The following is a 19,672-nucleotide window of genomic DNA, read 5'->3' on the forward strand; positions in this document are numbered from 1 at the left end:
CCCGCGCGACTTCCGCGCGGGTCTTGCGCGGGTCCCGCGCGGTGCGGGCCCCTCAGGCCACCGGTTCCGGCACCGGCCGGTCGGCGGGGGCGTCGTGTGCCGGGGCCTTGGCCGTCACCATCAGGCCCGCGACGAGGCCGGCCAGCAGCATGATGCCGGCGGCCAGCCAGATGGCGACCGTGTAGCCGTGCACGATGCCCTCCCGGACGACCGACGCCCGCTGCGACGGGTCGGTGAGGTGGGAGGCGACGTAGGACGCGCCGGCGCTGGTGGCGACGGTGTTGAGCAGCGCCGTGCCGATGGAGCCGCCCACCTGCTGCGCGGTGTTGACCGTCGCCGAGGTCACGCCGGAGTCCCGCGGGGCGACCCCGGCGGTGGCGGTGGAGAAGACCGGCATGAAGGTCAGGCCCATGCCGAGGCCCATCAGGATCAGCGCGGGCAGGAGCTCGGAGACGTACTCCGAGTCCACGGTCATCCGGGTGAGGACCACCATGCCGCCGGAGGCGAGGAGCATGCCGGGGACCATCAGCATGCGCGGGCCCACGTGGCGCAGCAGCCGGGCCGAGATCTGGGTGGAGCCGATGACGATCGTGGCGGTCATCGGCAGGAACGCCAGGCCGGTCCGCACGGGGGAGTAGCCGAGGACGGTCTGGAGGTAGTAGGTCATGAACAGGAACATCCCGAACATGCCGATGACGGCCAGCATCATCGTCAGGAAGCAGCCGGCGCGGTTGCGGTCGCGGATGACGTGCAGCGGCAGCAGGGGGCTCGGGGCACGGGTCTGCCACCACACGAAGACCGCGAGGAGTACGGCGCCCGCGGCGAACAGCGCCAGTACCAGCGGGTCGGTCCAGCCGCGCGGCTGCGCCTCGCTGAAGCCGTACACGAGGGCGCCCAGGCCGCCGCAGCCGAGGACCGCGCCGGGGACGTCGAGGCGGGCGCCGGTGTGCCCGGGCCGGTCGCGCAGCAGGAGGAGGGCGCCGATCACGGCGGCGACGGCGATGGGTGTGTTGACGTACAGGCACCAGCGCCAGTTCAGGTACTCGGTGAGCACGCCGCCGACGATGAAACCGACGGCGGCGCCGCTGCCGGCCAGCGTGCCGTAGATGCCGAAGGCCTTGCCGCGTTCCTTCGGGTCGGTGAAGGCCGTCGCCAGCAGGGACAGCGCGGACGGCGCGAGGACGGCGGCGAACACGCCTTGGAGGGCGCGGGCGCCGAAGAGCATCGCCGGGGTGGTGGCGGCGCCGCCGATCGCGGAGACGGCGGCGAAGCCGACCAGCCCGACGATGAAGGTGCGTCTGCGTCCGACCAGGTCCGCGACCCGGCCGCCGAGCAGCAGCAGACCGCCGAAGGCGAGGGTGTAGGCGGTGATCACCCACTGGCGGTTGGCGTCGGACATGCCCAGGTCGCGCTGCGCGGAGGGCAGCGCGAGGTTCACGATGGTCGCGTCGAGTACGACCATCAGCTGGGCCAGGGCGATCACCACCAGCGCCCACCAACGGCGGGGGTCGGCCTCCGCGGGCGCGGCCGGCCCACCTGTCCAGGTGCCACTCATCTGGCCAGAAGACCATGAATCGGGGCGTATCGCATCCTGTTCCGTGAGATGCCGTCACTCACTGTCACGACGCCGCCCGGACGGGCGTGGATCCGGGCCGGCCGCCGGGGGCCGTTTCCCTCTCGCGAGGGACCCCGTGACTTCGGTGCCGTGACTTCTCGCCCGCTGACTTCCGTCCCGCGGCTTCAACTCTGTGACGTCAGCCTGTGACGTCAGCCCTGTGACGTCAGCCTTGGGCCTTGAGTCCCGGGCCGTTGGCGTCGAGCTCCCGCCGCCCGAGGGCCACCGACACCGCCGTCAGGGCGCTGTTGAAGGAGACCTCCGACAGCAGGCCCGGCGCGGCGACCTGGTCACCGGCGAGGCAGACACCGTCGCCGCGGTCGACGGCGGGCCGGTCGCGCCACGTGGTGCCGGGCGGGTCGACCGCGCCGGTGCGGCCGTTCGCGATCGCCTCGCGCCGCCAGACGAGGCGCTCGCGCCAGCCGGGGAAGCCGAGATCGAGCAGCTGCTCGGCACGGGCGGTGCCGTCGGCCTTCGACTCGTGGGGCGCGATGGGGATCTGCCCCTGGACCAGCTGCTCGCCCGCCGGTGCCAGGGTGCGGTCCTGCGCCGTGAACCGCTCGATCCAGCCCGGCGCGTCCAGGTCGGAGACCGCGAAGGCGTCGCCGCGCCGGGTTTGTACGGCCAGGTCGACCAGGGTGGTGCGCCCGCTCGGCCAGGTCAGCGCGGGGTCGCCCAGCAGGCGGCGGGCGGCGTCGAGGGAGGTGGCGACGATGACCGGCGTGTCGGCCGGGACGGAGTCGACGCGGGAGAGCGTCTCCACCCGGACCCCGAGGTTCCACGCCAGGGCGGCCATCCGGTCGATCACTCCGGCCCAGCCGCCGCGCGGGTAGTGCGCCTCGGGCGGCAGCTTGGCGGCCCGGCGCAGGCGTTCCTGCACGAAGGCGGCGGACAGCGAACCGGGATCGTGGTGGAACAGGGCGACGGCGCAGTAGTGGGCCGCGGCCCGGGCGCCCTCCTCGCCCGCGATGCCGGTCGCCCAGGTCAGGAAGTCGGTGTCGACGGGTGCCGGCCCGACGCCCCGGCGCAGCAGTTTGAGCATGGCGAAGGGCGGGGTGCGGCGCAGCGCGCCCTTGTGGCGCAGCCGCAGCCGGGCCGCCTCCAGGGGCGGGAGCGGCGCGAGCGGACCGATCAGGTCGCGCCGGCGCAGCCACGTCCAGTGCGGGCCGCCGTTGTAGAGGGCGTGCGGGCCGTCGTTGGTCCGGTAGGGCCCGTCGGCGGTCCGGGCTCGTCCGCCGAGTGTGTGGTGGGCCTCGTGCACGGTGACCTTGGCGCCCGCCTCGGCGGCGGCGATGGCCGCGGTGAGTCCGGCGAAGCCGCCGCCGATGACGGTGATGCGTTGCATGGCCTGGGGTCTCCCTCGGGTCGGGGGCTCCTTGCTCGGTGCCTGGGTGTGTGGTGCTGGGTGCGTCCGCGGGTGCGTCCGCGTCCGCGTGTGTGCGTGCTGCCTGCCTGCTGTGGTGCCTTCTCTCTGAGTACGACGGCCCTGGGGGCGCCGCATGTGACACGAGGCCGGTGGGAGGGGCGTCCGCGCAGCTCAGCGGCGGTTGTCAGTGGTGGGGTGCAGCATGGGGGGCATGGCGAGGAGAGCGGTGGGCGGCGGGGCGGGCGGCGCGACGAAGGTGCGGGCGGCGCGGCGCCCGGAGGTGCGGCTGCCACCGCTGGCGCCGTACGACGCGGGCGGGCTGGAGCCGGACGGGGACTACGACGCGCTGGAGTTCCGGGAGACGGACCTCGCCGGCCAGGACGGCGCGGGCGCCCGCTTCATGGACTGTGCGCTCACGGGCTGTTCACTGGACGAGGCGTCCCTGCCCCGGGCCCGGCTGCTCGACTCGGTCCTCACCGGCGTCCGGGGCGTCGGTACGCAGCTCGCCGAGGCGACCCTGCGCGACGTCGAGCTGGTCGACGCACGCCTGGGCGGCACCCAGCTGCACGGTGCCGTCCTGGAACGGGTGCTGGTCCGCGGCGGCAAGATCGACTACCTGAATCTGCGCCGGGCCCGGCTCAAGGACGTCGTCTTCGAGAGCTGCGTTCTGGTCGAGCCGGACTTCGGGGGCGCCCGCCTGGAGCGGGTCGAGTTCGTGGACTGCGCCCTGAAAGGGGCGGACTTCAGCGCGGCGGCCCTCACGGACGTCGATCTGCGCGGCGCCGCACCGCTGGAGCTGGCCCGGGGCGTGGACCGGCTGTCGGGGGCGGTGATCAGCCCGGCCCAGCTGCTGGACCTGGCCCCGGTACTGGCGGCGGAGCTGGGGCTACGGGTGCTGGCGCCGGGGTAGGGGACGGCGGGCCGTGGGCGCGTGGGCGGTGGGCCCGCGGGCGGTGGCGGTCAGGAGAGCCGCGGGAAGCGGGCCTGGAGGGTCCAGATCGCCGGGTTGTCCGCCAGGTCGTCGTGCATGTCGGTGAGATCGGCGATCAGGTCGTGCAGGAAGTCCCGGGCCTCCCGGCGCAGTTCGGCGTGGGAGAAGGAGAGCGGAGGCTCGTCCGCCGGCAGCCACTCCGCCTCGATGTCGACCCAGCCGAAGCGGCGCTCGAAGAGCAGGCGGTCGGTGGACTCGGTGAAGTCCAGCTCCGCCCGCTGCGGCCGGGCGGCCCTGGAGCCCGCCGGGTCCCGGTCGACGCGCTCCACGATGTCGCACAGCGCCCAGGCGAAGTCGAGCACCGGCACCCATCCCCAGGCTGTGGAGAACTCCCGGTCCGCCTTGGTGTCGGCGAGATACACGTCCCCGCAGAACAGGTCGTGCCGCAGCGCGTGGACGTCCGCACGGCGGTAGTCCGTCTGCGGGGGGTCGGGGAAGCGGGTGGAGAGGGCGTAGCCGATGTCGAGCACGCAGGTGATGGTGTCATGGCCGTGGAACCGACCGCGGCATGCCGTTCGTGAATCATGGTGGTGGACGGCGCAACTGCCTTTGGAGCACCGGGTTTTCCCAGGAATGCCTCGTGTCTCTATCCTCAGGCGCACGGTGTCGCCAGGAGCGAGGGAGCACGAATGAACGGGTTGGAGCCGGGCGATCCCGAATGGATCGGTACATACCGATTGCTCGGCAGACTCGGCGAGGGCGGCATGGGGCGGGTCTACCTGGCGCGTTCCGACCGGGGCCGGACGGTGGCCGTCAAGACCGTCCGCGAGGAGCTGGCCCGCCAGCCCGACTTCCGGCGGCGCTTCGCGCAGGAGGTGAGGGCGGCGCAGCGCGTCGGCGGCGAGTGGACCGCGCCCGTGCTGGACGCCGACACCCAGGCGCCGACCCCCTGGGTCGCCACCGGCTACGTCGCCGGCCCCTCGCTCGCCGAGGTCGTGGACCAGCAGTACGGGCCGCTGCCCCCTTCCTCCCTGCGGGTGCTGGCGGTGGGCCTGGTACGGGCGCTGCAGACCATCCACGGCGCCGGTCTCGTGCACCGCGACCTCAAACCCTCCAACATCCTGGTGACCATCGACGGCCCCCGCGTCATCGACTTCGGCATCGCCCGCGCGCTGGACGTGTCCACGCAGTCCGCGGACGGGTTCACCCGGACGGGGGTCGTCGTGGGCTCCCCGGGGTTCATGTCCCCCGAGCAGGTGCGCGGGGAGAAGGTGTCGTACGCCAGCGACATCTTCTGCCTCGGCGCGGTGCTGGCCTACGCCGCGATGGGCCGGATGCCCTTCGGTACCTCCGAGGGCGGGCTGCACTCGCTGCTCTTCCGCATCGCGACCGAGGAGGCGGACCTCACCGGTACGCCCGAGCCGTGGCACGGCCTGATCGCCGCCTGCCTGGTGAAGGACCCCGACAAACGCCCCACCCCGGACGAGTTGCTGACGTCGATCGAGGACATGGAGGGCGCGGACGCCGCGCCGGGCGGTGCGTGGCTGCCCGGCGAGGTGCTGGCGGAGCTGGGCCGGCACGCCGTGCAACTCCTGGACAGCGAGGACCCGGAGAAGCGTCTGCCGGTCGGGGCGCCGGTCGGGGAACCGGTCGCGGGCTTCGGCCCGCCGCCCACCGCGTACGGCCTGCCGACGCCTCCGAGCCCGGTCCCCACGCCGTTCGGTGCCCGGCCGGGCCCCCAGCAGTCTCCGGCGTACTCCCCTGCCGCCCCCGTGCCGGCCTCCGCCCCCACCCCGGCCTCTCCCGCCCCGTTCTCCCGGCGGCCCGTGCGCCCGCTCCGGGGCCTGGCCATGGTCCTGAACGCCTTCCTCGGCGTGTTCGCCCTGCTGCACCTGGCCCGCGGCGTCGTCCTCGGGGAGGTGTTCTCCCAACTCGGCCGTCACGGCGGCCAGGAGTCCCCGCACGTCATCGGGAGCTTCGACGACTGGGCGCTCGCGACCGACGTGATCGACAGCGTCAGCGCGCTGGCGATCCTGGCGGTGGCGGGCGTGTGGGTGTGCTGGTTCCGCCACATGTGGCTGAACGCCGACGCACTCGCGCCGGGCCGCATCCGCTACGCCCCCGGCCTGGCGGCGGGCGCCTGGTTCATCCCCGTCGTCAACTTCTACCTGCCCAAGCAGATCGCCAACGACATCTGGACGGCGACGACCGGCCGTCCGAAGGGCGCCGGGCGGTGGCTGCTGCACACCTGGTGGTGGTTCTGGCTCGCTCACTTCACGATGTTCGCGAACGACTCGTTCAGGACCTGGCACGCGAACGACGTCGTGGAGGGCGCCAGGGAGTCCATCCTCAACTCGCAGTCCGCCAACGGTGTCGGCGTCGTGAGCGCCGTGCTGGCGATGGCCCTGGTCACCCGGCTCACCTCCCTCCAGCGGGCCCGCGCCGCGCAGACCGCCTGAGCGGCGCGGGGAGACGACCGCGGAAAGGGGAACACGGCCTCACGGCCTCTCCGGCCTGCCGTCTCCGTACAGCCAGTCGTTCCAGATTCCCGAGAAGTCCTCGCCCGGCGCCGACTTCTCCACGTAGGCCGTGAAGTCCCCGGTGTCCGCGTTGCCGTGGCGGTGGGTGGCGGCCCAGCCCCGCAGGAGGGCCAGGAAGGCGTCGTCGCCGACCGTCCGGCGGATCCTGTGCAGGACCATCGCGCCGCGCTGGTACACGGGGCTCGCGGAGATGTGCTCGGCGTCGGGCGGGTCCGCGGGCGGGAACGCCCAGATCGAGTCGTTCGCGTCGTCGTCGGGGTAGTAGGTCCCGTCATAGAGCGCGTCGAAGGTCTCCTGAGCGGTGTCGCCGCCCTCGTCCTCCTCCCACAGCCACTCGGCGTAGGTGGCGAACCCCTCGTTGAGCCACATGTCCCGCCAGGTCTTCGGGCTGACCGAGTTCCCGTACCACTGGTGGGCGAGTTCGTGGACGAGCAGGACGGTGTCGGGGGCGCCGGGGAAGTAGGGCCGGTTCTGGGTCTCCAGGGCGTAGCCGGCGTCCTCGACGCGGTCGACGATCGCGCCGGTGGAGGAGAAGGGGTAGGGGCCGAAGTTCTCCTGGGCCCACTCCACGACCTCGGGAATCCGCGCCAGAACCGCCCGGCTCGCGTCGGCCTGCTCCGGGTCGACGGCCGTGTACACCGCCAGGCCGTCGCCGGTGGTGGACCGGTCGGTCTCCCAGTCCCCGACGGCGACCGTGACGACGTGGCTCGACATCGGCTCGGCGGTGCGCCAGGTGAACGTCGTGCGGCCGTCGCGGGTGGTCTCGCCCGTCAACTCGCCGTTGGAAACGGCCCCGACCCCCTTCGGCACGGTCACCGCGAGGTCGTACGTGGCCTTGTCGGAGGGGTGGTGGTTGCCGGGGAACCAGGCCATCGAGCCCGTCGGCTCGCCCAGCCCGACCGCGCCGTCGGCGGTGGGCAGCCAGCCCTCCTCGGAGCCGTCGGGGTCGGTCACCGTCAAGGGGGCGCCGGAGTAGCGGACCGTCACGCGGAACGTCTCCCCGTCATCCAGATCGTCCGCCGGGCGGACGGTCAGCTCCTGGCCGGCCCGGTTGAAGCGCGCGTCCCGGCCCTCGACGGTGACCTTCTCGACGTCCAGGCCCTTGAGGTCGAGGTTGAAGGCGGACAGCTCCTGGGTGGCGCGGGCGGTGACCGTCGTGGTCCCGGTGAGGTGCTCGGTGTCGGGGTCGTAGGCCAGGGTCAGGTCGTAGTGGCTGACGTCGTAGCCGCCGTTGCCCGCCCTCGGGAAGTACGGGTCACGCACGCCCGAGCCGCCGGGAGTGCCGTCGACTCCACCGCCACCGCTGCACGCCGTGAGGACGGTGACGGTGGCGGCGGCCACGAGCAGACGGGGGGTGCGCACGTCGTGATCCTATGAGGGGTTTCACGTGAAACGCCCGTTGGGACCGCCCGTTGGGACCGCCCGTTGGGACCGCCCGTTGGGACCGCCCGTTGGAACCGTCTGTGGGGACCGCCTGGGGGGACCGCCTGTTGGCACCGGTTGTCAGGGCCGCAGACATGCGTGAGGCCCCGGGCGGTACCGGGGCCTCACGCCGGCGGTTCGCTGTCGCGGACCGAACGTCAGACGTTCACGCCGAAGTCCTGGGCGATGCCCACCAGGCCAGAGGCGTAGCCCTGGCCGACGGCACGGAACTTCCACTCGGCGCCGTTGCGGTACAGCTCGCCGAAGACCATCGCGGTCTCGGTGGCCGCGTCCTCGGACAGGTCGTAGCGGGCGATCTCGGCTCCGCCGGCCTGGTTGAGGATGCGGATGTAGGCGTTGCGCACCTGGCCGAAGTTCTGCGAACGGTTCTCGGCGTCGTAGATCGACACCGGGAAGACGATCTTCTCGATGTCGGCCGGCAGGCCGGCCAGGTTGACGTTGATCGCCTCGTCGTCGCCGGCGCCCTCGCCGGTGCGGTTGTCACCGGTGTGGACGATCGTGTTGTCCGGCGTCTGCTTGTTGTTGAAGAAGACGAAGTGGGCGTCGGAGTAGACCTTGCCCTGCGTGTTGACCGCGATCGCGGAGGCGTCGAGGTCGAAGTCGGTGCCGGTGGTGGTACGGACGTCCCAGCCGAGGCCCACGGTGACTTCGGTCAGGCCCGGAGCCTCCTTGGTGAGCGAGACGTTGCCACCCTTGGACAGGCTTACAGCCATTGTTGGGAGTCCCTTCCCTCGTTTACTTACGGCAAGAAAGCTACAGCTATCCCCATGAACGACGAGAGGGGTCCACAAGGTTCCTGCTCTCTTTACTTTCTTTACCGAGGCCGGGACCGAGGATATTCGGGTGACGTGGGCCGCCCGGGGGCGGGAACATGGACGGCATGTCCGGTCCCCATGTCATCCGCGGCTCCGTCTCCCTTCCCGAGGCCGAGCTCGTCTGGCGTTTCTCGCGCTCCTCGGGGCCCGGCGGACAGCACGTCAACACCACGGACACGGCGGTGGAGCTCCGCTTCGACCTGGCGCGGACCGAGTCCCTGCCCGAGGTGTGGAAGCGGCGGGCGCTGGAGCGGCTGGCCGGGCGCCTGGCCGACGGGGTCGTCACCGTCCGCGCCTCCGAGCACCGCTCGCAGTGGCGCAACCGCGAGACCGCCGCGGTACGCCTCGCCGCCCTCCTCGCCGAGGCCACCGCGCCCCCGCCCAGGCCCCGCAGACCGACCCGCATCCCGCGCGGCATCAACGAACGCCGGCTGCGCGAGAAGAAGCAGCGTTCGGAGACCAAGCGGGGCCGCTCACCGAAGAACTGGGACTAGCCGGAGGACCGCGGCCCGGCCCGAGGTACCGGGCCGAAGAGCCCCCGAGGTGCCGGGCCGAAGAGCCGGGGCAGGCCCGAAGAGCGGGGACCAGCCAAGAGCCGGGACCAGCCCGGGCACCGGGACCAGCCCAGGCACCGGGCCCGGTCAGTCCAGCTTCAGCACGCCCACCACCTGGCCCTCGCCACCGGCTCGACGGCGGCCTCCTGGTCGGGGCGGACCCGGATGCCGATCGCGGCTTCGAAGTGCGCGCGCGTGACCTCTTCGAGGCGGAGCGTGGTGCTGGGCGTCATGCGCGCACCCTGGGCGCGCGGTGTGAGGGCGGGCGAGCGCATCGCGGCTCAGCCCAGCTGCCGGTACCGCCCCTTGAAGTACGCCAGTGGTCCTCCGTCGGGGCTCGGCAGCCCGGCGGTCAGCACACGGCCGATCACCAGGGTGTGGTCCCCGGCCGGCACCCGCTGCTCGGTGCGGCACTCCAGGGTCGCCAGTGCCCCGCCCACCAGGGGCGCCCCGGACCGCTCGCCCCGCAGGCAGGGCAGGTCCGCGAAGAGGAGCCGGTCGCTGACGCGGCCCTTCATCGCGAAGCGGCCCGCGACGTGCCGCTGGCTCTCGGACAGGACGGAGACCGCCCACAGGGGCTGCTCGGCGAGCAGGTCGTCCATGCGGGAGCCCTCGCGCAGGCTGACCAGGACCAGCGGCGGGTCCAGGGACACGGACATGAACGCCGTGGCCGTCATCCCGACGTCCTCGCCGCGCGGGGCCTGCGGGTCGTCGGGGTCGAGCGGCGGCTCCTGCGCGGTCACCAGGACCACGCCCGAGGCCAGCCGGGACATGGCGGCACGGAACTCCTCGTTGCTCACCCCCTCAGCATGCCCGGGGGCGGGCGACGGCAACGGGAACGCGGGGGACACGGGGGGCGTGAGGGACGGAGAGTTCGGCACGCCTTCACGCTAATCGCCGGGCCGCGGGCCCCGCATCGGCCCCCGGACCGAACCGGGGCCCGAACCGGGACCTAGGACCACAGAACGAGGTGTGCGCATACCTACAAACTTTGCGTTCGGTAAACGCACCGGGAAAACGCAGAAACACCACTCAATTGTTCATCTTTCGCTGTGACTTGAGTCACAAGAAGCGGTAATTGTTGACCCTGTGTACCGAGTGGGCAGCGCGCTGTGATTCAGTGGCGGGGAACCTGCAAGGGCACCATCAGTAAAGGCGCCGAAGAGAACCCTTGATGCACTGCGAGGTCTCGGGGGGAGGGCGAGCATGGAGACCGAGTCGGAGCCCTACGTCCGTCTTGCGTCCCTGCGTCAGCTGCACCAGGCCATGGCCGACATGAACACGGCCCGCAGTCTGGCCGACACCCTGCAGACCGTCGCCGACGGCGTCGTCCACGCCCTCGGGTACGAACTGGCGTGCGTCAACCTGGTCCGCCCCGACGGCGACCTCGTCGTGGCGGCCTTCGCGGGGAACCAGGCCGCCGAGGCGCTGATCACCGGCCGGGTCGGCTCCCGCGACTCCTGGGACCGCCGCCTGGCCATGGGCGAGCAGTGGGGCGACCTGATCTTCATACCCCACACCGAGGGCTGGATCCTCGACGACGACGACGTCCCCCAGTGGTACACCGACGGGCCCGCGCCCCGCTTCGAGGACGAGTGGCACCCCTCGGACCGGCTCTTCGCCCCGATGTACGCGCCGGGCCCGCAGGGCGGCGGCAACAGCGGCGAGCTGGTCGGCGTCCTGTCCGTGGACCGGCCGCGCAACGGCCGCCGCCCCGGCGCCTGGGGCCGCGAGGCCCTGCAGATGTACGCCTTCCAGGCCGCCATCGCGATCAGCAACGCCCGGCTCCGCTCCAACATGCAGCGCGCCCTGGTCCGCCTGGAACGCGACCAGCAGGCACTCAGGGCCAGCGAGGAAAGCTTCCGGCAGGCCTTCGAGTACGCCCCCTCCGGCATGGCCATCGCCGAGATGGGCGGCGACCAGCACGGCCGCATCCTGCGCTCCAACGACGCCCTGTGCCGCCTGCTCGGCCGCCCCGCCTCCGCGATGCGCCGCTACGCCTTCTCCGACCTCGTCCACCCCGAGGACATCGGCACCCTGCTGCGCACCTCCGCCGAGGGCGGACGCGCCGAGCTGCGCCTGGGCCGCCGCGACGGCACCTACGTGTGGGTCTCCCTGCGCAACAGCGTCGTCGCCGACGCCGCCGACGGGCCGCGTTTCCTGCTCAGCCACGTCGAGGACATAGAGGAACGCAAGCGCCGCGAGCTCCAGCTCGCCCACCGCGCCTCCCACGACTCCCTCACCGGCCTGCCGAACTCCGCCGAGCTGCGTTCCCGTCTCGCCGCCCGGCTGTGCCGGCGCCCGCAGTCGTCGCACGCCGGCGTGGTGGACGCCATGGACGCCGCCTACGGGGACTCCGCCGTGTTCGACTCCGGCGGCCACACCTTCGACTTCGGGGCGGCCGCCGATCCGTACGGCGCCTACGACCACCACGTGCACGCCGTCGCCCCCGAGGACGGCCGGGACGACGGCACCAAGGGCCTCGCGGTCCTCTTCTGCGACCTGGACGGCTTCAAGTCGATCAACGACCGGTTCGGGCACAACGCCGGCGACGCCGTGCTCATCGAGGTCGCCCGCCGGCTCAGCGACGGCGTGCGCGACGGCGACACGGTGGCCCGGCTCGGCGGTGACGAGTTCGTGATCCTCGCCAACGGGCTCGGCCAGGCCGACGCCCAGGACCTCGCCGTCCGTCTGCGCAACGAGATCATCCAGCCGATCCGGGCCGAGGGGCGGGCCGTCCGCGTGGGCGCCAGCTTCGGCATCGGGTGGGCCCACTGCGGCATGACGGCGGACGAAGTACTGAAGTCCGCCGACGAACGCATGTACGTCGAGAAACGATCTCGTCCCAAACAGCACCGCCGAGCCGGATGATCACCAGGTCAGCGCGTTGATGCGGTATGAGTCACCCGTTCGGGTCAGTGGGAGCGGGTAGGCTCGCTGTCTCACACCCGTACCGCACGCGCACCGCATCTGGTTAGGAGACCTAGGGATGACGCCCGGCAACAACGGCGCGAGCACGCCCGAGGACGACGACCCCTTCGGCTACCTCTACGCCGACGGGCAGGCCAACGGAGCCCAGCCGCCGTCCGGTGGCTACGGCTACCCGAACTCCGTCAACCGGGTGCGTCCCGTCGGCACACGGCAGTACGGGGCACCGCAGGGCCAGGCCGGGCCGACCGGCGCCTACGGCCAGCCCGCCCCGCAGCAGCAGGGCGCCTACGGCCAGCCGCAGGGTGCCCACGGCAGGCCGAACGCGCACTACGCCGCGCCGGAGACCTTCCCCGGCGGCGGTGCTCCCCACGCCCCGCAGCACTCCGGGCACGGAGGGGGCGGCGGACGGCGCGGCCCCAACACCAAGGGCCTGCTGATCGGCGCGGTCGCGGTCGTCGCCGCGGTGGTCGTCGGAATCGCCGTGGCCATGACCAGCAGCGGCTCGGACGACGAGAAGGGCGGCAACGAGGCCGCCGGCGACCCCACCCCGACCCAGTCCCAGACCACCGACCCGAGCCCGTCGGCCAGTGAGGGTGCCGAGGAAGAGGGCGAGCTCCCGGCGATCGACGCGAAGGCGCTGCGGCTGTCGCCCGGCGTGGCCACGGCGTCGGAGATCGAGGGCGCCCGGTCGGACGCCGGCGTCTACGTGGCCAATCTCAACCAGCCCGGTGCCTCGGTCACCTGGACCGTGGACGGCATCCCCGAGGACGGCACCTACACCCTCTTCACCGGGTACAGCGCGGCCGGCGAGGACCAGTCGATGACCTTGACGGTCAACGGCAAGGAGTTCGGCAGCAAGCTGAACATGGGCAACTTCACCGGCGCCAAGGACGGCGAGTTCGCCAAGGGCTGGACCACCACCTACGCCTGGCCCACCCTGAACAAGGGCACCAACACCATCTCGCTCTCCTGCGCCGACGGCGACAAGTGCAACGTGCTGCTGGACCAGTTCTCCCTGAAGAAGGGCCAGGTCAAGGAGTAGGCGTCGCGGGCCGGGGCGTCACGCCGCGTCGGCCTCCGCCGTCACCGCGACCCCGCGTCCGAGCAGATCCTCGTACGCCGCCCGGTCGAACTCGCCCGCCACCGGTGCCAGCACCGTCGCCGTGGACAGGGCGACCGCGCGGGCCAGGCGGTCCGGCCAGGGCAGGTTCTCGACCAGGCCGGAGAGCAGCCCCGCCACCGCCGAGTCGCCCGCACCCGTCGGATTGCCGTGCACGCGGGCGGGCGGGGCGGCGCGCCAGCGGCCCTCCGGGGTCACCGCGAGCAGCCCCTCGGCGCCCAGCGAGGCGACCACCGAGCGGGCACCGCGGCGCCGGGCGTCCTGCGTGGCCCGCAGCGGCTCGTGCGAGCCGGTCAGCTCGGCCAGCTCGTCGGCGTTCGGTTTGATCAGGTCCGGGCGGGCGGCGAGCCCCCGGCGCAGCGGCTCCCCGCCGGTGTCCAGCAGCACCGGCACGCCCGCGGCGCGCGCCGTGCGCACCAGCCCGGCATAGGCGCCCACCGGAACGCCCGGCGGCAGACTTCCGCACAGGGCCACCGCACAGGCACCGGCGAGCAGATCCTCGTAGACGTCCTGGAAGGCGTTCCACTCGGCGGGTGCGACGGCCGGTCCGGGCTCGTTGAGCTGGGTGGTGTCGCCGGTGCGCTCGTCCACGACGGCGACGGTGCGCCGGGTCGCCCCCGCGACCGGCACGAGCGCGTCGGTCACCCCGGGCACGCCGGTGAGCCCCTCGCGCACGACGTCTCCCGTGCTGCCGCCCGCGAAGCCGGTGACCGTCACCTCGTGCCCGAGGGCCGCCAGCACCCGGGCCACGTTCAGCCCCTTGCCGCCGGACCGCTCCGTCACCTCGGTGACCCGGTGGGAGGCGTGAGGCCTGAGGCGGGGGACGCGGTAGGTGATGTCAAGAGCGGTGTTCAGTGTGACGGTGAGGATCGCCCGTGTCGCCCGTGTCGCCCGTGTCGCCCGTGTCGCCTGCGTCACCTGTGCGGCCTCCCCCGATCGCCTGTGGCCGCCTCCCGCGCAGAGGCGGCCGTCCATGGACACGATCATGCCAAAAGGGCGGCGGTCGGCCCACCCCCCGGTCCGGCCACCGTGGGCCGGCCCGGGAGCGGACCCGCGGACGGATCAGCCCAGGTGGGGATCGACCACCCATGCGCCCCGGCGCATGACGCCCACCAGGTCGAACGCGGCGTCCAGGACCACCAGGTCGGCGTCCTTGCCGGGCTCCAGGGAGCCGACCCGGTCGGCGAGGCCCAGCAGCCGGGCCGGGTTGGCGGAGATCGCCGCGACGACGTCCTCCACGGCCAGCCCGTCCACGGTCACCGCCCGCTTGAAGGCGCGGTCCAGGGTGAGCGTCGAGCCTGCGATCGAGCCGCCCTCCACCAGCCGGGCCACACCGTCCGAGACGTCGACCTCCATCGGGCCGAGCAGGTAGCGGCCGTCACCGAAACCGGCCGCGTCCATCGCGTCGGTGATGAAGGCGACCCGGGCGGCGCCCGCGTGGTGGAACGCGAGCCGGAGCGCCGCCGGGTGCAGATGGGTGCCGTCGTTGATCAGCTCGACGGTGACCCGCTCGTCCTCCAGCAGCGCCGTGATCGGGCCGGGGGCGCGGTGGCCGAGCGGCGGCATGGCGTTGAAGAGGTGCGTGGCGACCGTCGCCCCCGCGTCGATGGCCTGGCGCGTCTGTTCGTACGTCGCGTCCGTGTGCCCGATGGCGGCGATCACGCCGTGCTCCGCGAGCAGCCGTACGGAGTCCAGGCCGCCCGGCAGCTCGGTGGCGAGCGTCAGCATCTTCGCGTGGCCGTGCGCGGCGTCGACGAGCTTGCGGACCTCGGCCGGATCGGGGTCGCGCAGCAGCTGCTCGTCGTGGGCGCCCTTGCGGCACGGGGAGATGAACGGCCCCTCGAAGTGGATGCCGGCGACGTCGCCCTGCTGGGCCAGCTCGGCGAGCAGCCCGGCCTGCCGGGCCAGGAAGTCCAGGTCGCCGGTGACGGCGGAGGCGACGACCGTGGTGGTGCCGTGCAGGCGGTGGGTCTCGACGCCCTTGAGGATGTCCTCGGCGGTGCCGCCGGTGAAGGAGGCGCCGCCGCCGCCGTGGTTGTGGATGTCGACGAAGCCGGGGACCACCCAGTGGCCCGACAGGTCGAGGACCTCGGCGTGAGGGGGCGCCGTGTCCGTGATCCGCGTGCCGTCGACGATCACGCGGCCGTCGTCCACGGTCCCGGTGGGCAGTACCACCCGGGCACCGGCGAGAACCTTGCTTGGGGCCATCAGGTGGTTACCTCCGGGGAAGTCGCGGTCGTGGAAGCGGAAGAAGCGGAAGAAGCGGAAGAAGTGGTGCTGAGCGGCTCGGTGCCGAACGTTTCGCTGTCGATCCGATCGCTGTCGATCCGGTCGCTGCCGGTCTGTTCGCTGTCGATCCGTTCGGTGCCGATCCGTTCGGTGCCGAGCGGGCCGGTGCCGGAGCGGCCGGCCCCGAGCAGGTCCCAGGCCATGAGCCCGGCACCCAGGCAGCCGGCGGTGTCCCCCAGCGCCGCGGGGACGATCTCCGGAAGCCTCTGGAAGGTGACGCGCCGCCGGACGGCGTCCCGCAGCGGTGTGAACAAGGTTTCCCCCGCCTCGGCGAGGCCGCCACCGATGATCAGGACGCGCGGGTCCAGCAGAGTGAGAGCGGTGACCAGTCCGTCGGCGAGCGCGTCCACCGCGTCCTGCCACACGGCGGCGGCCCGGGCGTCCCCCGACTCCACGGCCCGGGCGCAGCCGGCGGCGTCCGCGTCCGGGTCGCCGCAGGCCGCGGCCCACGCCTGGCCGACCGCCGACGCGGACGCGAACCGCTCCAGACAGCCGCGCTGCCCGCACGGGCACGGCGTCCCGCCGGGCCGTACGACGATGTGGCCGATCTCGCCCGCGAAGCCGTGGGCGCCCGACTCCACCCGGCCGTCGATGCCGATGGCGCCCGCGATGCCGGTGCCCAGCGGCACGAACAGGAACCGGTCGGCCCCCCGCCCGGCCCCGATCCGCCCCTCGGCGAGCCCGCCGGTGCGCACGTCGTGGCCGAGGGCGACCGGGACGGAGCCGAGCCGGTCGCCGAGCAGCGCCCGCAGGGGTACGTCGCGCCAGCCGAGGTTGGCCGCGTACACGGCGGTGCCGTTCGCCTCGTCGATGATGCCGGGGACGGCCACACCGGCGGCGCGGGCGGGCTCGCCGAACCGGTCGGCACCGTAGGCGCGCAGTTCGGCGGCGAAGTCCAGGATGCCCGCGACGACCGCGTCGGGCCCGCGGTCGCGGCCGGTGGCCCGGCGGGCCTGGTGCAGCAGCTCGCCCCCCGGCCCGGCCAGGGCGGCCTTCATCCCGGTGCCGCCCACATCGAGGGCGATGACATGTCTCACGGGGGACAGTGTGGCCCGTTGACCCGGGAGAGGTCTAGTCCACTGCCGTGGTGTAGACCTTAATCCGTTAAACGAACAAGCGAACAAGCGAACGCGTGAGCAAAGCAGCGAACGACACAAGTCGTCCGCAGGGTTGGGGAGTCAGGGTGCAGCGGCGTAGGACAGGAACGATCGCGGTGGTGTCCGCACTGGGCATGGCAGCGGTCCTCGGCGGCTGCGGGCTCACCGGAGACTCCGGCGAGGTGACGCTGAAACTGGTGGCCGCCGACTACGGCGACAGCAAGGCCAACAGCTCGCAGAACTACTGGGACGAGCTGGCCAAGGCCTACGAGGCCAAGCACCCCGACGTGCACGTGGACGTCACCGTGTACTCCTGGAACGACGTCGACCGCGAGGTCCGCGAGATGGTCGAGGCCGGCAAGGCCCCCGACATGGCGCAGATCGGCGCCTACTCCGACTACGCGGACAAGGACCTGCTCTACCGGGCCGACGACCTGCTCTCCATCCCGGTCCAGGCCAACTACGTCTCGCAGCTCGCCGGCGCCGGCCAGGTCAACGGGGTGCAGTACGGCCTGCCCTTCGCGGCCTCCACCCGCGTGCTCTTCTACAACAAGACCCTCTTCGACAAGGCCGGCGTCGCCCCGCCCAAGTCCTGGGAGGACCTCGCGGACGCGGCCGAGAAGCTCAAGCAGGAGGGCGTGAAGTACCCGTACGCCCTGCCGCTGGGCCCCGAGGAGGCGCCGGCCGAGACGATGCAGTGGCTGCTCAGCGGCGGGGGCGGCTACACCGACGACGTCGGCACCTACTCCGTCGACTCGCCGCAGAACGTCACCACCTTCACCTGGCTCAAGGAAGAACTGGTCGGCAAGGGCCTCACCGGCCCGGTCGCCCCCGGCAAGCTCAACCGGGCCGACGCCTTCGCCGCCTTCGCGAACGGCGACGTCGGCATGCTCAACGGACACCCCACGCTGATGAAGACGGCGTCCGGCAAGGGCGTGAAGTACGGCATGGTGCCGACCCCCGGCATCGACGGCGCCAGCAAGAACACGCTCGGTGTCACCGACTGGATGACCGCCTTCAAGAAGAACGGCCACCAGGAGGAGATCGGCGACTTCCTCGACTTCGTCTACAGCGACGAGAACGTCCTCGCCTTCTCCCGCCAGTACGACCTGCTGCCGGTGACCACCTCCGCGTCCCAGGTCATGAGCACCGCGGCGGAGGACAAGGACCTCCAGCCCTTCCTGAACGAGCTGCTGCTCTCCGAGCTCTACCCGGTCGGCAAGTCTTCCTGGGCCTCGGTCAGCGCGGACATCAAGAAGCGCATCGGCCAGGCGGTCGCCCCCGGCGGCAGCACCGAGGCGGTGCTCGACCAGATCCAGGCGACGGCGATGCGGGCGGGCAGCGCGGAGTAGCGAGCAGCGGAGCAGGAGCGCCGGGGGCCGCTGTCGGTGGCGGGAGTTACGGTGCCGTACATGGACCTGGGACAGAGGGAGCGGAACATCCTCGCGCTGGAACGCCGAGGTTTCCCCGGCCCCGGCGCGAAGGAGCGCGCGATCCGCGAGGAACTGGGCCTGGCACCGGTCCGCTACTACCAGCTCCTCAACGCCCTCCTGGACGACCCCCGCGCCCTGGCGGCCGACCCGGTGACGGTCAACCGGCTGCGCCGGATACGGGAGGCACGGCGCTCGGAGCGGTGACGGGTGACCGGACCGGACCGGACAGGACCGGACGGGACGGGACGGGACCGGACGGGACGGGACGGGACCGAAGGGGAAGGATCCGCCCGGTGCGCCTGCCTCCGGCTCCTGCGGTTCCTCCGGCGCTTGCGGCTCCTCCGGTTCCTCCGGTTCCTCCGAACGTCCCGGCACCGTGGGTGACCGCGTCCGCGGGCGGTGGCGAGCGGTGGCGGCCCCTGGGACGGTGACGTGCGGTCCGGGCGGCGGCCCGCGCGCGGTGGCGGGCCGGCCGTCGGCGCTCGCCGGGCCGTCGGTGTCCGCCGGACTGCCGATGCCCGCGGGACTGTCGGCGTACGAGCCATGCGTGCCCCCGCGCCGGCGGGATAGGTTCGCGGTATGGGCAGCCACCAGGACTCCACCCGTGACGACTCCCCGGACCACCTGCCGACGCCCGCGACGGAGGCCGGACGCGAGGGGCTCGACGCCCTTCTCGCCCGCCCCGGCCGCGCGGTCGTCGCGCTCGACTTCGACGGCACGCTCGCCCCGATCGTCGCCGACCCCGACCGGGCCCGCGCCCACCCGGACGCCGTGCCGGCGCTCGCGGCCCTCGCCCCCAAGGTCGCCTCCGTCGCGGTGATCACCGGCCGCCCGGCCGAGGTCGCGGTCAGCCACGGCGGCTTCGCCGACGTCCCCGGCCTGGACCACCTCGTCGTCCTCGGCCACTACGGCGCCGAGCGCTGGGACGCCGCCACCGGCACCCTCACCACCCCCGACCCGCACCCCGGCGTCGCCGCCGTCCGCGCCGAGCTGCCGGGACTGCTGGCCCGGTCCGGGGCGGAGCAGGGCACGTGGATCGAGGAGAAGGGCCACGCGGTCGCCGTCCACACCCGCCGCGCCCCCGACCCCCGGGCCGCCTTCGACGCCCTGCGCGCCCCCCTCACCGACCTGGCCGCCCGCCACGGCCTGATCGTCGAGCCGGGCCGCATGGTCCTGGAACTGCGCCCACCCGGCATGGACAAGGGCGCCGCCCTGCGGGCGTACGTCCGGGAGCTCGACGCGGGCGCCGTTGTCTACGCCGGCGACGACCTGGGCGACCTCCCCGCCTTCGCGGCGGTCGACGCCCTCCGCGCGGAGGGCACCCCCGGTCTCCTGGTGTGCAGCGGCAGCGACGAGGTCCCCGACCTCCGCGCACGAGCGGACGTGGTCGTCGACGGCCCGACGGGAGTGGTGGCACTCGTCCGCGCCCTGGCCGACGCCACCTGACCGCGGGCAGCCGTGCCGCCGCGGGTGGGCGCGGCGGCACCCGGCAGGTCCGGCCTCGCGTCCCGCCCCACCCCCGCCCCCGGCGCCGGGCG

At 73.1% G+C, this 19,672-nt stretch carries 17 protein-coding genes and 1 pseudogene; 8 read left to right on the forward strand and 10 right to left on the reverse strand.

Translation table 11 applies throughout. The features are described from left to right. Nucleotides 1-52: 52 nt before the first annotated feature. Nucleotides 53-1,555 carry an MFS transporter gene (locus tag ACP4IX_RS13620; protein WP_426520613.1) on the reverse strand — a complete coding sequence of 501 codons (1,503 nt, stop codon included), beginning with the start codon at nt 1,553-1,555 and terminating at the stop codon, nt 53-55. 226 nt (nt 1,556-1,781) lie between these two features. After that, on the reverse strand, nt 1,782-2,960 hold the full coding sequence (locus ACP4IX_RS13625; protein ID WP_426555621.1) for an NAD(P)-binding protein: 1,179 nt from the start codon (nt 2,958-2,960) through the stop codon (nt 1,782-1,784). A gap of 232 nt (nt 2,961-3,192) precedes the next feature. On the opposite strand from ACP4IX_RS13625, the gene ACP4IX_RS13630 reads away from it, so the two are divergent. Continuing rightward, entirely contained in the window at nt 3,193-3,891 is a 699-nt protein-coding gene (locus ACP4IX_RS13630) for a pentapeptide repeat-containing protein (RefSeq protein ID WP_426555622.1), read from the forward strand. 50 nt (nt 3,892-3,941) lie between these two features. Here the strand turns inward: ACP4IX_RS13630 and ACP4IX_RS13635 are convergent, their stop codons facing one another. Next, the gene (locus ACP4IX_RS13635) at nt 3,942-4,442 is read right to left on the reverse strand and encodes a hypothetical protein (protein WP_426520607.1); all 501 of its coding nucleotides are present in this window, start codon (nt 4,440-4,442) and stop codon (nt 3,942-3,944) included. A gap of 159 nt (nt 4,443-4,601) precedes the next feature. On the opposite strand from ACP4IX_RS13635, the gene ACP4IX_RS13640 reads away from it, so the two are divergent. After that, nucleotides 4,602-6,371, forward strand: coding sequence for a protein kinase domain-containing protein (locus tag ACP4IX_RS13640; RefSeq protein ID WP_426520605.1), 1,770 nt, complete (start codon nt 4,602-4,604; stop codon nt 6,369-6,371). A 39-nt stretch (nt 6,372-6,410) separates the two neighbouring features. Here ACP4IX_RS13640 and ACP4IX_RS13645 read toward each other — a convergent pair whose 3' ends face one another. Both ACP4IX_RS13645 and ACP4IX_RS13650 read right to left on the reverse strand, forming a co-directional pair. After that, nucleotides 6,411-7,814, reverse strand: a complete 1,404-nt coding sequence (locus ACP4IX_RS13645; protein WP_426555623.1) for a M1 family metallopeptidase — start codon at nt 7,812-7,814, stop codon at nt 6,411-6,413. Between the two features lie 218 nt (nt 7,815-8,032). After that, entirely contained in the window at nt 8,033-8,608 is a 576-nt protein-coding gene (locus ACP4IX_RS13650; RefSeq protein ID WP_007450822.1) for a TerD family protein, read from the reverse strand. A gap of 158 nt (nt 8,609-8,766) precedes the next feature. Between ACP4IX_RS13650 and arfB the strand changes: the two genes are divergently transcribed. Next, the gene (arfB, locus tag ACP4IX_RS13655; RefSeq protein WP_426520600.1) at nt 8,767-9,204 is read left to right on the forward strand and encodes an alternative ribosome rescue aminoacyl-tRNA hydrolase ArfB; all 438 of its coding nucleotides are present in this window, start codon (nt 8,767-8,769) and stop codon (nt 9,202-9,204) included. A gap of 158 nt (nt 9,205-9,362) precedes the next feature. Here arfB and ACP4IX_RS13660 read toward each other — a convergent pair whose 3' ends face one another. Both ACP4IX_RS13660 and ACP4IX_RS13665 read right to left on the reverse strand, forming a co-directional pair. Next, entirely contained in the window at nt 9,363-9,497 is a 135-nt protein-coding gene (locus ACP4IX_RS13660) for a hypothetical protein (RefSeq protein ID WP_426520598.1), read from the reverse strand. A 48-nt stretch (nt 9,498-9,545) separates the two neighbouring features. Further along, entirely contained in the window at nt 9,546-10,037 is a 492-nt protein-coding gene (locus ACP4IX_RS13665) for a flavin reductase family protein (RefSeq protein WP_426520744.1), read from the reverse strand. Between the two features lie 433 nt (nt 10,038-10,470). Here ACP4IX_RS13665 and cdgB point away from each other — a divergent pair, with 433 nt between their 5' ends. Together cdgB and ACP4IX_RS13675 are read left to right on the forward strand one after the other, a co-directional pair. After that, nucleotides 10,471-12,135, forward strand: a complete 1,665-nt coding sequence (gene cdgB / locus ACP4IX_RS13670; RefSeq protein ID WP_426520596.1) for a diguanylate cyclase CdgB — start codon at nt 10,471-10,473, stop codon at nt 12,133-12,135. 118 nt (nt 12,136-12,253) lie between these two features. After that, nucleotides 12,254-13,237, forward strand: coding sequence for a carbohydrate-binding protein (locus tag ACP4IX_RS13675; protein WP_426520594.1), 984 nt, complete (start codon nt 12,254-12,256; stop codon nt 13,235-13,237). A gap of 18 nt (nt 13,238-13,255) precedes the next feature. Here ACP4IX_RS13675 and ACP4IX_RS13680 read toward each other — a convergent pair whose 3' ends face one another. From ACP4IX_RS13680 to ACP4IX_RS13690, 3 genes and pseudogenes are all read right to left on the reverse strand, one after another. Beyond that, nucleotides 13,256-14,233 (reverse strand): 1-phosphofructokinase family hexose kinase, encoded by a 978-nt coding sequence (locus ACP4IX_RS13680; RefSeq protein ID WP_426555624.1) that lies wholly within the window; start codon nt 14,231-14,233, stop codon nt 13,256-13,258. Between the two features lie 144 nt (nt 14,234-14,377). Further along, nucleotides 14,378-15,523 (reverse strand): N-acetylglucosamine-6-phosphate deacetylase, encoded by a 1,146-nt coding sequence (gene nagA, locus ACP4IX_RS13685; protein WP_426520590.1) that lies wholly within the window; start codon nt 15,521-15,523, stop codon nt 14,378-14,380. Between the two features lie 200 nt (nt 15,524-15,723). Next, nucleotides 15,724-16,641 (reverse strand): annotated as a pseudogene (locus ACP4IX_RS13690) (ROK family protein); the annotation flags it as partial. A gap of 194 nt (nt 16,642-16,835) precedes the next feature. Here ACP4IX_RS13690 and ACP4IX_RS13695 point away from each other — a divergent pair. The 3 genes from ACP4IX_RS13695 to otsB all read left to right on the forward strand — a co-directional run bounded on the left by ACP4IX_RS13695 (nt 16,836) and on the right by otsB (nt 19,580). Continuing rightward, nucleotides 16,836-18,053 carry an ABC transporter substrate-binding protein gene (locus ACP4IX_RS13695; protein WP_426520742.1) on the forward strand — a complete coding sequence of 406 codons (1,218 nt, stop codon included), beginning with the start codon at nt 16,836-16,838 and terminating at the stop codon, nt 18,051-18,053. 60 nt (nt 18,054-18,113) lie between these two features. Then, entirely contained in the window at nt 18,114-18,338 is a 225-nt protein-coding gene (locus tag ACP4IX_RS13700) for a DUF3263 domain-containing protein (RefSeq protein ID WP_426520588.1), read from the forward strand. A gap of 375 nt (nt 18,339-18,713) precedes the next feature. Next, on the forward strand, nt 18,714-19,580 hold the full coding sequence (otsB, locus tag ACP4IX_RS13705) for a trehalose-phosphatase (RefSeq protein WP_426555625.1): 867 nt from the start codon (nt 18,714-18,716) through the stop codon (nt 19,578-19,580). Nucleotides 19,581-19,672 lie beyond the last annotated feature (92 nt).

This window comes from Streptomyces sp. WG5 (assembly GCF_049974565.1).
Lineage (GTDB): Bacteria > Actinomycetota > Actinomycetes > Streptomycetales > Streptomycetaceae > Streptomyces.

Bases quoted from the DNA above. Each gene is read 5' to 3' on its own strand.
- ACP4IX_RS13620 (WP_426520613.1), bottom strand. From the start codon at position 1,555: ATGAGTGGCACCTGGACAGGTGGGCCGGCCGCGCCCGCGGAGGCCGAC.
- ACP4IX_RS13625 (WP_426555621.1), bottom strand. From the start codon at position 2,960: ATGCAACGCATCACCGTCATCGGCGGCGGCTTCGCCGGACTCACCGCG.
- ACP4IX_RS13630 (WP_426555622.1), top strand. From the start codon at position 3,193: ATGGCGAGGAGAGCGGTGGGCGGCGGGGCGGGCGGCGCGACGAAGGTG.
- ACP4IX_RS13640 (WP_426520605.1), top strand. From the start codon at position 4,602: ATGAACGGGTTGGAGCCGGGCGATCCCGAATGGATCGGTACATACCGA.
- ACP4IX_RS13650 (WP_007450822.1), bottom strand. From the start codon at position 8,608: ATGGCTGTAAGCCTGTCCAAGGGTGGCAACGTCTCGCTCACCAAGGAG.
- arfB (WP_426520600.1), top strand. From the start codon at position 8,767: ATGGACGGCATGTCCGGTCCCCATGTCATCCGCGGCTCCGTCTCCCTT.
- ACP4IX_RS13660 (WP_426520598.1), bottom strand. From the start codon at position 9,497: ATGACGCCCAGCACCACGCTCCGCCTCGAAGAGGTCACGCGCGCGCAC.
- ACP4IX_RS13665 (WP_426520744.1), bottom strand. From the start codon at position 10,037: ATGTCCCGGCTGGCCTCGGGCGTGGTCCTGGTGACCGCGCAGGAGCCG.
- cdgB (WP_426520596.1), top strand. From the start codon at position 10,471: ATGGAGACCGAGTCGGAGCCCTACGTCCGTCTTGCGTCCCTGCGTCAG.
- ACP4IX_RS13675 (WP_426520594.1), top strand. From the start codon at position 12,254: ATGACGCCCGGCAACAACGGCGCGAGCACGCCCGAGGACGACGACCCC.
- nagA (WP_426520590.1), bottom strand. From the start codon at position 15,523: ATGGCCCCAAGCAAGGTTCTCGCCGGTGCCCGGGTGGTACTGCCCACC.
- ACP4IX_RS13695 (WP_426520742.1), top strand. From the start codon at position 16,836: ATGGCAGCGGTCCTCGGCGGCTGCGGGCTCACCGGAGACTCCGGCGAG.
- ACP4IX_RS13700 (WP_426520588.1), top strand. From the start codon at position 18,114: ATGGACCTGGGACAGAGGGAGCGGAACATCCTCGCGCTGGAACGCCGA.
- otsB (WP_426555625.1), top strand. From the start codon at position 18,714: ATGGGCAGCCACCAGGACTCCACCCGTGACGACTCCCCGGACCACCTG.